13 protein-coding genes are annotated in these 15,589 nt (G+C 37.0%); 6 read left to right on the top strand and 7 right to left on the bottom strand.

Annotation, left to right across the window (positions count from 1 at the left end; genetic code table 11):
• Positions 1-147: 147 nt before the first annotated feature.
• Both gpmI and C8D70_RS00270 read right to left on the bottom strand, forming a co-directional pair.
• On the bottom strand, positions 148-1,689 hold the full coding sequence (gpmI, locus tag C8D70_RS00275) for a 2,3-bisphosphoglycerate-independent phosphoglycerate mutase (protein WP_110366008.1): 1,542 nt from the start codon (positions 1,687-1,689) through the stop codon (positions 148-150).
• Between the two features lie 197 nt (positions 1,690-1,886).
• Positions 1,887-2,816 (bottom strand): DUF2268 domain-containing putative Zn-dependent protease, encoded by a 930-nt coding sequence (locus C8D70_RS00270; protein ID WP_110366007.1) that lies wholly within the window; start codon positions 2,814-2,816, stop codon positions 1,887-1,889.
• Between the two features lie 184 nt (positions 2,817-3,000).
• On the opposite strand from C8D70_RS00270, the gene C8D70_RS00265 reads away from it, so the two are divergent.
• The gene (locus C8D70_RS00265; RefSeq protein ID WP_034696743.1) at positions 3,001-3,324 is read left to right on the top strand and encodes a translation initiation factor; all 324 of its coding nucleotides are present in this window, start codon (positions 3,001-3,003) and stop codon (positions 3,322-3,324) included.
• A 2-nt stretch (positions 3,325-3,326) separates the two neighbouring features.
• Here the strand turns inward: C8D70_RS00265 and C8D70_RS00260 are convergent, their stop codons facing one another.
• Together C8D70_RS00260 and C8D70_RS00255 are read right to left on the bottom strand one after the other, a co-directional pair.
• Positions 3,327-4,226 carry a leucine-rich repeat domain-containing protein gene (locus C8D70_RS00260; RefSeq protein WP_110366006.1) on the bottom strand — a complete coding sequence of 300 codons (900 nt, stop codon included), beginning with the start codon at positions 4,224-4,226 and terminating at the stop codon, positions 3,327-3,329.
• Positions 4,227-4,285: 59 nt separating this feature from the next.
• Positions 4,286-6,436 (bottom strand): alkaline phosphatase PhoX, encoded by a 2,151-nt coding sequence (locus C8D70_RS00255; RefSeq protein WP_110366005.1) that lies wholly within the window; start codon positions 6,434-6,436, stop codon positions 4,286-4,288.
• A gap of 338 nt (positions 6,437-6,774) precedes the next feature.
• Between C8D70_RS00255 and C8D70_RS00250 the strand changes: the two genes are divergently transcribed.
• Positions 6,775-7,197 (top strand): helix-turn-helix domain-containing protein, encoded by a 423-nt coding sequence (locus tag C8D70_RS00250; protein ID WP_110366004.1) that lies wholly within the window; start codon positions 6,775-6,777, stop codon positions 7,195-7,197.
• A 182-nt stretch (positions 7,198-7,379) separates the two neighbouring features.
• Here C8D70_RS00250 and C8D70_RS00245 read toward each other — a convergent pair whose 3' ends face one another.
• Entirely contained in the window at positions 7,380-9,209 is a 1,830-nt protein-coding gene (locus tag C8D70_RS00245) for a cytochrome-c peroxidase (protein ID WP_076594499.1), read from the bottom strand.
• A gap of 234 nt (positions 9,210-9,443) precedes the next feature.
• Here C8D70_RS00245 and C8D70_RS00240 point away from each other — a divergent pair, with 234 nt between their 5' ends.
• Entirely contained in the window at positions 9,444-10,298 is an 855-nt protein-coding gene (locus C8D70_RS00240; RefSeq protein WP_110366003.1) for a nucleoside phosphorylase, read from the top strand.
• A gap of 173 nt (positions 10,299-10,471) precedes the next feature.
• Here C8D70_RS00240 and C8D70_RS00235 read toward each other — a convergent pair whose 3' ends face one another.
• A complete protein-coding gene (locus C8D70_RS00235; protein WP_110366002.1) occupies positions 10,472-11,233 on the bottom strand; it encodes a hypothetical protein in 762 nt (253 codons plus the stop codon).
• 185 nt (positions 11,234-11,418) lie between these two features.
• A complete protein-coding gene (locus tag C8D70_RS00230) occupies positions 11,419-11,979 on the bottom strand; it encodes a DNA-3-methyladenine glycosylase I (protein WP_110366001.1) in 561 nt (186 codons plus the stop codon).
• Between the two features lie 140 nt (positions 11,980-12,119).
• Here C8D70_RS00230 and C8D70_RS00225 point away from each other — a divergent pair, with 140 nt between their 5' ends.
• The 3 genes from C8D70_RS00225 to C8D70_RS00215 all read left to right on the top strand — a co-directional run bounded on the left by C8D70_RS00225 (position 12,120) and on the right by C8D70_RS00215 (position 15,543).
• Entirely contained in the window at positions 12,120-12,419 is a 300-nt protein-coding gene (locus C8D70_RS00225; RefSeq protein WP_076594495.1) for a hypothetical protein, read from the top strand.
• A gap of 120 nt (positions 12,420-12,539) precedes the next feature.
• On the top strand, positions 12,540-13,349 hold the full coding sequence (locus tag C8D70_RS00220; protein ID WP_062670284.1) for an enoyl-ACP reductase: 810 nt from the start codon (positions 12,540-12,542) through the stop codon (positions 13,347-13,349).
• A gap of 325 nt (positions 13,350-13,674) precedes the next feature.
• Positions 13,675-15,543, top strand: a complete 1,869-nt coding sequence (locus tag C8D70_RS00215; RefSeq protein ID WP_110366000.1) for a DUF3472 domain-containing protein — start codon at positions 13,675-13,677, stop codon at positions 15,541-15,543.
• Positions 15,544-15,589 lie beyond the last annotated feature (46 nt).

Below are 15,589 nucleotides of genomic sequence, written 5' to 3'. Positions count from 1 at the left end.
TTACTATTCAGTTTTAATTAACAAAGATATGATTTATTTATTATTTAACGCATAATAAATTATGCAAGTCATACATTTTCTGACATAAATCATAAAAAATGCCGCTACTAAAGCATAACGGCATTTTTTTAATAATATTATTGAATTTTAATTAACCAAAACGTCTCCTGTCATTGCATCTGGTATTTCAACACCCATTACTTTAAGGATTGTAGGCGCTACATCGCCAAGTTTTCCCGGCTTGAGATTCCATGTATGCTCTTTATCCATCACGATAAAAGGAACCAGGTTTGTGGAATGCTGGGTATTAGGAGTTCCGTCTGCGTTGATCATAACATCAGAATTTCCGTGGTCGGCAAGAATGAAAACAGCGTAGCCATTTTCATAGGCAGCTGCAGCCACTTTTTCAATACACTGATCCACAACCTCGGCCGCTTTTACAGCAGCTTCAAAAACGCCTGTGTGCCCTACCATGTCTGTATTGGCGAAATTTAAACAAACAAAATCAGCGGTTCCCTGCTCCAGTTCAGGTACGATAGCATTGGTAATGTCATATGCTGACATTTCCGGTTTCAGGTCGTAAGTGGGAACATCTTTCGGGCTTGGACAAAGAAGTCTTTTTTCTCCTTCAAACTCCTGTTCTCTTCCTCCTGAGAAGAAGAAAGTAACATGTGGATATTTCTCTGTTTCTGCGATTCTGATCTGGGTTTTTCCATTTTTTTCAAGAATTTCGCCCATGGTTTCCGTCAGTACATTTTCATCAAAAACTACCTGTACATTCTGGAATGTTTTATCATAATTCGTTAATGTGATATAATAAAGATTCAGCTTTTTCATATCATATTCCGGGAAATCTTTCTGAGAAAGAACTTCTGTAATCTCTCTACCTCTGTCTGTACGGAAGTTAAAGCAGATCACTACGTCATTATCAATGATTTTTGCCACTGGCACTACATTTCCTGTAGCCTCAGTATTCATTAAAATGATGGGTTTCAGGAATTCATCGGTAACGTTGTTATCATAAGAAGTTTTAATAGAAGCCAACGCATCTGTTGACGGCTCGCCTACTCCTTCTACAAGGGCATCATAAGCCAGTTTTACACGTTCCCATCTCTTATCTCTATCCATGGCATAGTATCTCCCAACCACTGTTGCCAGTTTTCCTGTAGTAGCTTCCATGTGCTTCTGAAGCTCATCGATAAACCCTAGTCCAGAGTGCGGATCACAGTCTCTGCCATCGGTAAATGCATGAACAAAAACATTTTCATTTAGTCCGAACTCTTTTGCAGCGGTCAGTAATCCTTTTAAGTGATTGATATGTGAATGTACTCCTCCATTGGAAACCAACCCGATAAAGTGTACTTTTTTATTTTCCCTTTTAGCATATTCAAAAGCATCCTGGATCACTTTTTCCTGCCCCAGTGTTCCATTTTCAACGGCCATATTCAGCTTTACCAGATTTTGGTATACTACTCTTCCGGCTCCCAGGTTCATGTGTCCTACTTCGGAATTTCCCATTTGCCCTGCAGGCAGCCCAACAGCCAATCCACTTGCTTCAAGCGTAGTGTGTGGAAATTTTTGGTAACAGCTGTCTATGAATGGTGTGTTTGCTTTATCTATTGCAGAAACGTTAGGGTTTGTTCCCAATCCCCATCCGTCAAGAATGGCAAGTATTGCTTTTTTCGACATTTTGTAAAACTTTTGTTAGACAAATTTACCTAATTTCCTATGAATAGAAGAATTTGGACTCTTGAATTTTATTTGCCCCCGGTTTCTTTATGAAAAGGCATAAAAAATCTGCGTCTTCAAGAGGATCTACAAGCTCTATTGTTTTTCTATTAGCAGATTTTAATGATGACGCAGATTGGAATTTTATCTTCTATTGGTTATTCTTTAAAAAAGTCATCGAATTTCATATTGTTTTTCTTTGTATATTCTTTTATATAGCTATCCAGAAAGCCGCTTTCTTTCAGAAACAGCAATGGATTTTTAATATTCAGGATATCATGAATTGCCTTATGCTTGTCTGCGCGTTTATTGAAATAAGATTCGGTTATTCTGTAACCTATCCAGTATCCCAGGTCATTGGGGCGATCATCTTTTTTGCTCACTCCGTACAACCAGTCTTTCTGCTCTTCCTGTTTCAGAATGGATACAAATTCTTTAAACAACTGATCAGAATGCGTTTCCCCGTATTGGAACGGTACGGGATTGATATGTTCTCCGGAGATAAACTCCCCTATAAAATCTGCTCCGCCTTCTACCAAACATTGCTTCAGTAAGGTATTCTTTCCTTCTGCGTTCTGTTCGAAATGAATCAGCTCATGGGCAATAAGTCCGGTAACGCCGTCAAGATTTTTGAGCATTTCAGTTCCGATGATAATTCCATCGTCAGAGGTTGTTCCGCCTGAATTGAATCTTCCGTAAACAAAATATATCGGTGGGAATTTTGCCTCCGGATACCAGTATTTCAGGGCACTGTAGATCGCTCTTATCTTTTTTTCCTTTTGCTTTATCCCAGCCAGCACATTGCGGCTTTTCAAATAGTCTTCCCTTCTCTTTTTTACTTTTGAATATAACGAATCGGCATTGATGATTCTGAATTTCGTAAATCCTTTTACTCCCTGGGATCCGTTTTTGACATAATCTGCAAACGGGTTTTCTTTAGAGGTTTCCATCTTGTCAAATGCTTTCCAGAAGCAGTCGGTATCCCTGGTTTCAAATACGGCATTCAATGGATCGGTGGAAAATCCTGTCTGGGCTTTGGCAATTCCAAAAGTTAAAGGAAGAAATGCAAAAATGTATCTGGCTTTCATACTAGTTTTTAAATATATTGTATATAACGATCAAAAATATAAAAACTTATGTCTGAGTTTTAATTGATTTGTTGTTTCCATACAATTAGCTCTCTCAAGGTTTAAAATCTTAACAGTATTGAAAAACTGAAATTTCGTTACTCATTTCAGTCTATTAATCAGTAAATCTTTTTAATTTTGCTTTATGGATTTACGAGATCAATTGAAGAATCTTTTTCCTGATCATGAAGAGCAGGATTTTGAGATGCCTGAAGAACAATTCAAGCAGAAAGAGCCTTTGGTATGCAAGTTTGAGAAAAAAGGGAGAAATGGTAAGCCTGTAACGATTGTTGAAGGCTGGGAAGGCAGCGAGGAAGACCTGAAAAAAATCTCAAAGAAAATAAAAACCACCTTGGGTATAGGCGGCTCTGAGAAGGATGGAACGATTATCATTCAGGGAGATAACCGTGATAAAATAATGAATATCCTTAAAGAAATGGGATATAAAACCAAACGTGTTGGCGGATAGTTCTAGAAATAGATCTGGGTTTCCGGCAGTAAGGTTTTTAAAATCTCAATGGTAGATTTTTCTATAGGATTTCCTGTGAGAATCAATGTTTTCAGCTTTTTAAGTTGTTTGATTTCTACAGGAATATCTTTCAGATTATTATTGGCCAGATTCATGCTGACGATATTTTTCAGCCCTTTTACTTTGGGTGAAATTTCTGTGATATGATTTCCGCTTACATTCAGAAATTCAAGATTCTTTGCTTTGAAAAGATTCTCAGGGAGTTTTATGATAGCGTTCTGCTGCAGTTCAAGATATTTTAAATTTTCAGGAAAAGACAGGTTTCCAAGATCATTGATCTGATTATCTGAAAGGTTCAAAAATTTCAGGTTTTTGATCTGATCAAGTTTGTCTGCAATAAAGCTGATCTGGTTTCCCTGAAGATTGATTTCTTCCAGTGCGGGAATTTCCACAAGGACTTCCGGAAAGGTATTTAGATTATTGGCATCAAAATGTACTGCTCTTAATTTCTGAAGTTTTGCAAGATTGGGATTAATGCCTGTCAGACTGTTCAGATTCATTGAAAAGGTAGTCAGTTTCTTCAGATTGCCTACCTCATCCGGAATATATTTAATGCTGTTTTCATTCACATTTAATATTTCCAGTTCTTTTAGGGCAAAGAGTTCGTGATCCATTTTCTCAAGCTTATTCGCCATAATATTCAAAAAGAATAATGAATCCAGTTTTACAATCTGAGGAGGAAGGTTAAAAAGACCTTTTTCTCTGAAACTCATACTATAGACTGTTTTTTCACTATTTAAAGCATCTTCAATATTAGTAAACGTAGGATACTTCACCGGATCAATCTGTGCTTTAACCTGTGAAAGGGAGATCATGGAAATCAATAAGAAAAGCTTTTTCATAAACATAAAAAAGGTCTGCCAGCAACCCAAGCTGCCGACAGACAAGAATTATAAATAATTTATTTCTTTACAAGTTTAACTGTTTTCTGGAATCCTCCTTCAGCTTCAATATTTAAAACCAAAACTCGCGATCCTTCCAACTGTTGTGTGAAATCAAGGTCCAATGCTTTGTTGGTTCCGTTGAACTTCTTGGTGTAAACGATTTTCCCATCCATGCTGTAAGCTGTTACAGAAATATCTTTCAATCCTTTTACAGAATTGATTTTTACGATTCCTGAGGTTGGGTTTGGTGCTACCGTTACTGTATTTTCTTCAATTTTGCTATCAACAGTTCCTAAAGTTCCTTCAGTTCCAAGGTTATTTTTAAGGGCAATTACAATTGTTGCCGATTTCCCTCTGTAATCAATCGTATTCCCTGTAGCATCCACATCGGTAGAGATCGTTGAATCCGGATGCTGAATAGAGAAGAAACCAAATTTGTGATCTGGTGTAAATGTAAGTCCTGTAGGTTCTGCACCTGCCGGCATAGAAGCAAATAGTCTTACTTTAGGGTTGGCCTGCGTATGATCAGGAGCAATAACCCAGATATAGTTTTTACCTCCATCCTGAAGCACCCAAAGGTTTCCAAGTTCATCGAAAGTAAGGTTGTCATTTCCGTCTCCCCAGGCTTCAGACTTCGTTCCCTGAGCTGTATTGAAAGAATATACAGAAGAACCTCCTCCTACAAATGTTTCTACCTGAGACGCTGTAGTTCCGTTATCCTGCAGACGATATACCCTGTCTAATCCTTTGGCTGTAAAATAGATCTTTCCGTCTAACGGACTGATGTCCACGTCTTCTACTCCATTGAATTTTGTACCCAAAGATTGTGCAAGTGATGCGGTATTGTTCTGGTCTGCTTTCATTTTGTTTGGAACCTGAACCCATGTTGCCGTAGTTCCTGCCGGATCTCCCGCTGCAGTTAATCCCTGATCTAATTTTAAAACATAAAGATTTCCGGAAGAAAGATCATTGGGAGTATCCATTACATATTTGTATACCATGTGAGTTCCGCCGTCTTCTCCATAGTAAGCTATAGTTCCTGCATTATTAATTACTACATTTTCGTGGTTCATGATTCCCATCTGCCAAAGTTTTCCTTTGGAACCATCAGTATTTTTAGAAATAACCTGTGCTGTTGCAGGATCAATTTCCACTAACCATCCGTAGTCTTTGTACCCGTCATTATTCACATCATTAGATGTAACAGATTCTTCAGCTGTCACCACAGTTCCCCATGGCGTAATTCCTCCTGAGCAGTTTCTGATGGTTTGTACCAAACTTGGATCTGAAAAACTTACGGCTCTTGATTTTGTCAGCTGCCAAAGCTTTGAAGTTGCATTATAATTAATTTCGGCCATGGTAACTCCTCCGGGATTCGTTTCATGGTTTACCGAAAGATATCCGTTGGTACTGCTTCCTGTTTTTGGAACGTAGCCGGTAAAGTCATTCTGACCTCCTACCATTCCTCCTCCTTCAGTATAGCTGTCTCCTTCTTTTAAAATAAGCTGATATTTATGCTCCGCAGGGATAATTAATTTATTGGTTTGTGCTGTAGGAACAATTGAAGTAAAGCAGCTGATATGTGTTCCGTTACAAGCTACAGGTGTAGTTGTATTGGTGGTTGTTTTCAGATAAGCATCAATTCTTAAATCTGAGCTGGTTGTACTTCTGTTGTGTAATTCAATAGAAAATCTGTTGACACCGTTTACAAATTTTGATTTTGGAATGGAGAAAATATTATAAACACTCTCTGCTGCTCCATCTATAGTAGTACTGGAGAAAGTATTGAATGTAACAGCACCTGCAGGCATATTATCTCTTACAACTTCTTCTCCGTTAAGATATACAATAATACCGTCGTCTCTCATTACTCCAAGTTCCATAGTATCGGAAAGTGTTGAAAGATCTACTGTAAAATCTTTGGCGAAATAAGCTGTAGTAAGCCCGGAATTGATGGTAGTCGTTACCGGATCTCCATATCCTAAGGGACCGTTTCCGGTTGTCCAGGTTGAAATATCATATGTTGCAGCATTCCATCCTGCCGGCTGAGCCTGGTTATTATCTTTATACTTCCATGACGCATTCTTATTGAATATCAGAGTCTGCGCCTGAATACCAGAACCGGCCAGTATGGCCAACGCTCCCACTGTGAGTAATTTTTTCTTCATTTTTTATTTTATTTATTAGACTTTGCAAAACTATTTTTTTAGAACTTTTCCTCTGTTAATAGGATTTTAAATCTAAATCACCCAATATTAACTTATCAAAAACCTAATGTTAATGGGATTAATTTTGTGTTAAGTAATCCGGGATACGAGGTGCGGGATCTCGGGTTGGGAGCGAAATGCAATTATTTTATTTACTAATTGTTACCAAACAAGATCTATTTAACACGATAAATCTGCCAGAAAAGAGAAATTTTTATTCGAAACATGAGTATTTTAGAAGATAATTTATTTTAAAAACGAGTTTTATTCTTATCTCTTAAAACTTTATATTTGTTATTATGATTGACACAGCTATGCAAAACAAAAAAATACATCAGGGCAGAAATATTAAACGTTTCCGTGAAATGCTTGGTATCAAACAGGAAGCTTTAGCTTTTGAATTAGGTGACGACTGGAATCAGAAGAAAGTCTCTCTTTTGGAACAAAAAGAAATTGTAGAGTCTGATGTTTTGGTGCAGGTAGCTCAGATTTTGAAGGTTCCGGCAGAAGCGATTGAGAATTTTGATGAAGAACAAGCGATAAACATTATTTCTAATACAGCCTCTTTTGATAATTGTCAACAACCAGCCTTTTTTAATAACCAACCCACATTCAATCCCCTTGACAAAATGGTTGAACTTTATGAGCGTATGCTAAAACAACAGCAGGAAATGATTGATAAGCTGGAAAAGCTGATCAAAACAAATAAAAAGACAGGTTGAGCCAATCTGTAAAGCTTTAGGCTAAATTTTGAAACCTTCATAGATCACATCTATATAAGTTTCAAAATTTAGCCTGTTTTTTATTAAAACCATATCATTCCTACCGAATCCCGGTCTTCAGAAACCCGAAACCCCGAATCTCCATCTTCTCACTCTCAAACCCTCAAACCCTCAAACTCCACCTACTTCGCTTTACTCACATCCGTAAGAGCATTCAGAAAGGCGATAATCTGCTTCTTTTCTTTTTCGTTGAGGTTTAATTTATCCGGTGCCAGCGTCTGGTTTTTAATTTTTAATCCTAATCCTTCTCCGCCGCCTTCATTATAAAAGTCGAGAACATCTTCCAGGGTGTTGAAAGCTCCGTTATGGAAATAAGGTTTTGTAAGCGCAATATTTCTAACGGTTACTGTTTTGAAAGAGTAATCATAAATCCATGATTTTTCTTTTTTTACCGGGCTGTTTCCTCTTCCCAAATCTTTGTCAAGTTCCACAGGAAGCTGTTTGATGGGTCTGGTAGTTATTCCCAGTACTTCGGATTCATTTTCATTAAAAAACGGAGGTACCAATCCGGAAAAAGTGGGTGCAAAATGACAGGTTGCACAATTGGCCTTTCCCATAAACAGGTTGAATCCTTTTTTCACATCATCGGAAACATTGTTTTCATTCCTCATAAAACGGTCAAAATCGCTGTCAAATGAATAGAGTGAAGCCACGTAAGAACTTAAAGCTTTTGAAAAGTTTTCTTTGCTTATTCTGCCATCTTTGAAGGCATTTCGGAATGCTTTTCTATATTCTGGTTTTGTTTTTAATTTCTGAATAATGCTTTCATAGCTTGTATTGAATTCCTGCTCATTATAGATGACATGTTCTGCCTGCTGCTCAAGGTAAAAGGCACGAAGATCATAGAAAAATCTTTTGGCAAAAACAGCATTATACAGAGAGGGAGAATTCCTCAGAACCGTCTTCCCTTCTACATTGCTTTGTGATTTTGCTTTAAGATCTGTAAAAGCATTTTCCTGAAGGTGGCAGGTTGCACAGCTCATTTTCCCGTTACCGCTTAAGTTCTGATCATAGAAAATAGATTTTCCTAGTTTACGGAGTTCCGGGTTATCTTCCGGGGACTTCAGTAAAGTATAAAAATAAGGATCTAAAAAGTTGCTGCTGAAAAAGTTTTTGCTGCCCGCATTCCAGCCTGAAAATTCTTTAAGATCGTCCGGTCTTCCGTCCCATTTCCCCAACTCTTCATATAAAGGCTGTATATATTTTTTATAAAACTCAATCCTGTCAAAGGTTTCAAAATCGGTATTTTTTGAAAGGTAATTAATTGCTTCTGTTAAAGTTTGATTGGCTTTCTGAGTATTATAATTTTTAAAATAAAGATCATCATTAATATACTTCTGCATTCCCGAAAGAGCATGGCTTGTCTCCTCAGAAATATTAAGAGAACCCGGTGTATCAAAGCCTGAGACTCCAAGCGAGTAGATCCTGATCAGCTCTACACGTAAAGGCAATGTTTTGTTGTTTCCTTTGCTCAATCCATTTTTTAAAGCACTTAGATAAAATCTGGAATAACTGTTGTATAAAAAGGCGGTAATGGTTTTGATCTTTTCTTTCTCGTTTCCTGCCTCTTCTGAAAATATCAGTTCATCAAGCACCTGCAATCCTTCAGGAGGAAGTGTATATGCGGATGTTCCCGCTGCTTCAATATGGAACAATGGCGCTGCGTTAAGGTGGGTTTTTGTAAATTCCGGATAATGGTAAGCAATGTAGAATTCTATTTCTTTGAATGAGTTTCTTGTACTGCTCAGGGATTTCTGCAGTTCTTCTATAGAAATACGGTCTTCAGAGAACTTATCAACATCTGATTTCAGCTGTTCAAGCTTCGTTTTAAAGTTAGACAACCCTTTATTGATAAATGTATTTTCGCTTTCTTTTCCTTTATAAACAGGATTAAAAGACATTACTGCAAATGCTATCAGAAGGACAATTACAAGCAGTGGATAAGCTCTCATGAATTTTTAGCGGCAAAAGTATTGATCTGATGTTATCTCAGTTTTAATAGCAGATTAAATAATGTTTATATTTCTGATAACATATTTTTTACTAATTTTAAACCCCGAAATCAAATTCATTATTCTAAAGAAACGGTTCTTCGAAATACCGAAAAAAATAATGGCGGGAGATTATTGGGAGAGGATATTTTTAATTTAAATTCAACACATCAAAAACAAAAAAATATACATATTATGCTAAACAAACTTGCTGCCTCAGAACTTGTTCTGAATGAAGACGGAAGTGTATACCATCTGAATCTTTTACCTGAAGATATTGCTGACAAAATCATCCTTGTAGGTGATCCTGACAGAGTGGCAAAAGTTTCAAAATACTTTGATACCGTAGAAATCAAAAAAAATAAAAGAGAATTTTATACGCATACAGGAACGCTTCGTGGAGAAAGAATTACCGTAATGTCTACCGGTATCGGAACTGAAAACATCGATATCGTAATGAATGAACTGGATGCTTTGGTGAACATTGACCTTCAAAACAAAGAATTCAAGACTGAACACAAAGCTCTGGAGCTTTTCCGTATGGGAACTTGTGGAAGCGTAAACCCGGATGTACAGGTAGACAATATGCTGGTTACTCAGAATGTTGTAGGTTTGGACGGACTGATGCACTTCTATCAGGATTACAACTTCGAAAATGAGTTTTCTAAAAGCTTTATGGAAAAATTCCCTTACGAAAGAATCAAGCCAATGCTTTATTTCTCAGACTGGGCAGAAGAAATGGGAGAATATTACAAAGATGCCAAATACCACGGAAATACGGCAACATTCCCGGGATTCTATGCTCCACAAGGAAGACAGCTTCGTTTAAAGGCAGTAGATGATCAATTCCTGGAAACATTAAATGACCTGGGAATTACCAATTTCGAAATGGAAACCTCTGCGATCTATGCTCTTTCAAAATTATTAGGACACAAAGCCATTACCGTAAACAACGTTATTGCCAACAGAAGACGTGGAGAATTCTCCGCAGACCACCATGCTTCTGAGAAAAACCTTATTGAATGGGTATTGGAAAGAATTATTAAGTAATTATTTTATTTATATAGATAAAAACTCCGGAAACAGTTTCCGGAGTTTTTTGTTTCTTATCCATCCAGCTTTCCATTCCGATTTCCAAATACCGGTTTTTAAAAATAACATAGAGATTCCTGCAGAGTGACAAAGGGGTTTAAAGAAATTCTGGAGGCAAAATAAATCAGGTATTACAAATGAAACGTTCTCGGATCCGGATACTGAAATACATAGTTCAGCTCTGAAACCAACTTTGAAGACAGAACCTTCTTCCCTTTCACCTCAAGCTCTTCATCTTCCGTTATATTTTTCTGAGCATTAATCACCTGACTTTTTGCCGGATGAATGGGAGCTGTAACATTATATAGTTTTGATTGAGTTTTCTTTTCAATCATTTCAGAAATAATCCCGCTGATATCTGCATAATGAATATGATTTACCGCATGATCCAGATTACTAATATTATAGTTTTTCAAAAGTCTGTTATCCCCCATCAGACCACCAAGCCTTAAAATATTAAGCTGCGGATATTTATTTCTCAGCATTCTTTCACCCGGTACATTCTCCCAAGGAATATCTTCTTCTGTAAATTCTTTGGGAAAATCTGGATAAACACCCGTAGAACTCATGAGGAACATCTGTCCTTTAAAATCTCCGATAAATGATGACAAATTCTGAATCCGGTTGTACAAAGAGCTTACACAGCATCTTTTTTCAGAAATATGGACTGTAATAATCAAAACATCAATATTTTCAATATCTGACCATTGAGAATAAGGCTCTGTGAGCTGATAATCCGGGAAAGAAGCTATTACCGTATGGATTCCTTTATTATTCAGCTGATCTGCTTTGTTTTCTGTTGTGGTTGTTGCTGATAAAACGTATTTTCCGGATAAGGAGGATGCTATTCTCTCTCCCAGCCATCCATACCCTATAATTCCTATTTTCTTCATATTTCAGAGAAGATTTTCATTTTTTAATAACACAAAAATAGTCTATTTACCCGTGTACAATATCTTATTCAAACAAAATTCAAATAAGTAATCCCCGGGGCAAGCCCACGAGGTATTTAAATACGCTTAATTATTAAAATTATATAATTAACAATAAACTTCACTAAATTCTGAATAAAAAGCAACTATTTTCCCCGGGTAAAACATTCTTTTATGTGATCATTAACCATTCCGGTAGCCTGCATATGGGCATAAATAACTGTAGATCCTACGAATTTGAATCCTCTTTTTTTAAGCTCACCGGAAATAAGATCAGAGATCTCTGTTGTGGCAGGAATATCGGACAGCTTTTCAGGGTGATTATCAATTGGTTTCCCACCAATAAAATTCCAGATATAATTGGAAAAGCTTCCAAACTCCTTCTGAACTTCTATAAATTTTTGAGCATTGGTAACTGCTGACAGAATTTTAAGTGTGTTTCTGATAATTCCGGGATCATTCATTAATTCCTCAATCTTTTTATCCGAATAGACAGCTACCTTTTTATAATCAAAATGATCAAAAGCTTTTCTGAAATTTTCCCTTTTAGACAAAATAGTATACCAGCTCAGGCCAGCCTGAAAACTCTCCAGAATCAGAAATTCAAATATTGTTTCATCATCATGAACTGGTTTTCCCCATTCTTCATCATGATACTTCCTGTAGAGGTCATCTTTTTCACACCAAGCACAACGGATTTTTTCCATAATTATCATATTTTACAGGTTAAAGTTACTACCGATTTTGAAAGAATATAACAAAACATTATGAAAAGTTTAACACAGGTGTTTAGTTTTAGGAATGGTTATTGTTTATTTATTGATACCAAACTAAAATTTATACTATTATGAACAATTCAGAATACAACAAAGCGGAAAATGCAGTAAACAATGTAGAAAATTCTTTACAGAATGCAACGGACAAAGCCCAATGGAAAATCAATGAATTGGCAGACAAGGCTAAAGATTATATCAATGAGAAGAGGAACAATGATCAGGAAGCCAGCCAGGAAGACTGGCTAGACAGGGTAAAAGCTAATGTATCCGATGCCTGGGAGGATATCAAAGATAAAGCAGATGAAGCATGGGAAAAAACCAAAGATGCGGCAGAAGATGTAAAGGCAGAATGGAATAAGAAAACCAATTAGTATTTCAGTCATATAAATATTTTCAATAAAATGGAGTCTTAAATTGATAAGGCTCCATTTTTTATTATGCCATAAGCACAATTATTGTTACATTTGTAGTATAATAAACATTAAAAAATTATGTCATACGGTTTACTTAAAGGCAAGAAGGGAATTATTTTTGGAGCCCTTAATGAACAATCTATCGCATGGAAAGTTGCTGAAAGATGCCATGAGGAAGGTGCTGAATTTATTTTATCTAACGCTCCTATTGCTTTGAGAATGGGAGAACTTAATGGTTTAGCAGAAAAAACAGGTTCTGAAGTAATAGGTGCTGATGCTACTTCTATAGAAGATCTTGAAAAACTTTTTGATGCCGCTGTTGCAAAATTTGGAAAAATTGACTTTATCCTTCACTCTATCGGTATGTCTATCAACGTAAGAAAAGGAAAACACTATACAGAAATGAATTACGACTGGTTGGAAAAAGGCTGGGATATATCCGCTGTTTCTTTCCATAAAGTAATGCGTGTAGCCTGGGAGAAAGACTGTATGAACGAATGGGGAAGCATTTTGGCACTTACTTATATTGCAGCTCAGAGAACATTCCCGGATTACAATGATATGTCTGATAATAAAGCGTATCTTGAAAGCATCGCAAGAACTTTCGGAAACTATTGGGGAGAAAGAAAAGTACGTGTAAATACCGTTTCTCAGTCTCCAACAATGACTACTGCTGGTAGTGGTGTGAAAGGTTTCGGAGGATTCCTTGGATATGCAGAAGATATGTCTCCGCTAGGAAATGCTACCGCTCTTGAATGTGCAGACTACTGTGTAACTTTATTCTCTGATCTTACTAAAAAAGTGACCATGCAGAACCTGTTCCATGATGGAGGTTTCAGCAGCTCAGGAGTTACTCAGAGAGTAATCAGTAAATATGATGCTGAATAATTAGCAGATTTTTTTTTCAATATAATAAAGGAGTAATCCTATTCAATACAAGCAATGCATTTATGATGCATTGCTTTTTTTACGACCGTAAACAAATATGATGCTGAATAATTAGCAGTTTTTTTTTCAATACAATAAAGGAGTAATCCTATTCAATATAATCAATGCATTGTAAATGCATTGATTTTTCACAACCATAAACAAATACATATTAATAATACAGGCAAATAAAAATATTTATATTAATATTTGAGAAGATTAATATAAATTATTTACAAATACTTCAAAATATCCATAAATTAGTATTACCAAAACAACCTATTTTATGGAAAAAAAATTTAAAGCTTGCACTGCAACAGTACTTATTGCTGCATCTTCACTCTTCAATGTTTCCCAAGCTCAGACCTGCCCAAGCTGGGGTCCTTATCTTGAAGGATTTGATATGACGAACTCCGGAGAACTCTGGTATTCTGAAGTGATGGCAGACAACAGTTGTAAAAAGGTTAATACCTACTACTCTACGCTGAATTTTTCTTTGGGTCCGCGGGGCGGATATGCTGGAATTCAGTACAAACAAAACGAAATCTACAATAACATTTTTTCTATGTGGGATCTGCAGGATGCCAACGTTCCTCAGTGTACTACAGAATATACTGCTCCGAATACTTTTGTAGATGGTTTCGGAGGAGAAGGAACAGGTCTTCATACGGATAATCCTATGCCATGGACGCCAGGAATATGGTACGCTACAGTTGTCAGAAGATGGTCTACCGGTGATGGAAAAACCAGAATCGGGTTCTTTATGTTTGATTACGGCACCGGAAAATGGAAACATTATGTTACGATTATCACTCCTGAAAACGATGCAAAATTCACAGGAACCAAACTGGGAGGTTTTGTCGAAAACTGGAATACAGCAGCAAGCAAGGCAACCCGCTGCGGGTATTTCAGAAATTTTTGGAGCATGAATGCACAGGGAAACTGGTCTAAACCTTCAAGATATACCGCTTCTGCCGGAACCGGTTCCTGGGGAGCAGCAACAGCATTCAACAACACAGCAATTAAAGTAACTTCATGTGGAACTGCTCCTGCACCTGCTGGTAGTTCGGTAACATTTAACGGAATTACTCAGAATGGTACTAAACCTTCAACAACGACTCCTGTGACTGTAACAACCGTCACTCCATCTTACAATACCTCTAACAATTCGGTGAATGTCAATTGGACTAACTCAGAAACTACAAGTCCGCAGCTTACTTATAAAGTTTCATTATATACTGAAGCAAGCTGGGCAAATTCTTACACTCCCGTTGCAGTGGTCACAGGTATTCGTCCTGATCAGAGAAGTGCTCAGGTACCACTTCCTGCAAATTCACAACCGGGAAAATACTATGTGAGTGTTGTTTTGGAAGATATTTTTAAACAAACTTCGAATTTCGGGTATAATAATTTAACGATCAGCAGTATTGTAACTGCACCAACTATTGATCCAAATGCTTATTACCGAATAAAATGTGTGGGAAGCGGCCAATACATCAGTCCTGCCAATTACAGCACTGCATCCAATACTAAAATGGTTCAATACCCTTTTAACAGCAATATGGCTCAACAATGGAAACTTCAAAAAACCGGAAATAATTATATTATTATCAATCGTGCTTCCGGGTTAGCTATTAATGTTCCGGGATCCAATATAACTAACGGCACTACGCTGGTACAATATCCTAAACACGGCGGCAACAATCAACAATGGGTATTAAGACCTTATACCTCAAATACGCTTGTCATAGGAACCGCATTATCCAATATGAAAGCCATGGATAATCCCGGCAATTCACAAAATTCGGGTACTAATATCAACATCTGGGATCAGGATATAAACGGTACCGCTGGAGTAAATCATCAGTGGGTGCTTGAACAGGTAACAGCATCCAAGATGTCTGCAAAACAGGAAATGACTTCTACCGCTTATCCTAATCCTGTAAAACAAGGTGAAAATCTTACCATCAGTCTTCCAGAAAACGGAAATAACTATGAATTGAAGATCGTTAACGCGGAAGGATTAATAATAAAATCCCAACAGGCGAAAGCGGGTACAACAATCATCTCAACTTCAGGAATGAGAACCGGAATTTATTTCTATAATGCTCAAAACAGTAACGGAACTATTTCCGGAAAATTCTCGGTGCAATAACGTTTACCTGTTTCTAAAGATATTTTAAATGCGAATAATGCGAATC

It is taken from the genome of Chryseobacterium sp. CBTAP 102 (assembly GCF_003201365.1).
Classification (GTDB): domain Bacteria; phylum Bacteroidota; class Bacteroidia; order Flavobacteriales; family Weeksellaceae; genus Chryseobacterium; species Chryseobacterium candidae.
This window is presented reverse-complemented; position numbering and strand designations above follow the sequence as displayed.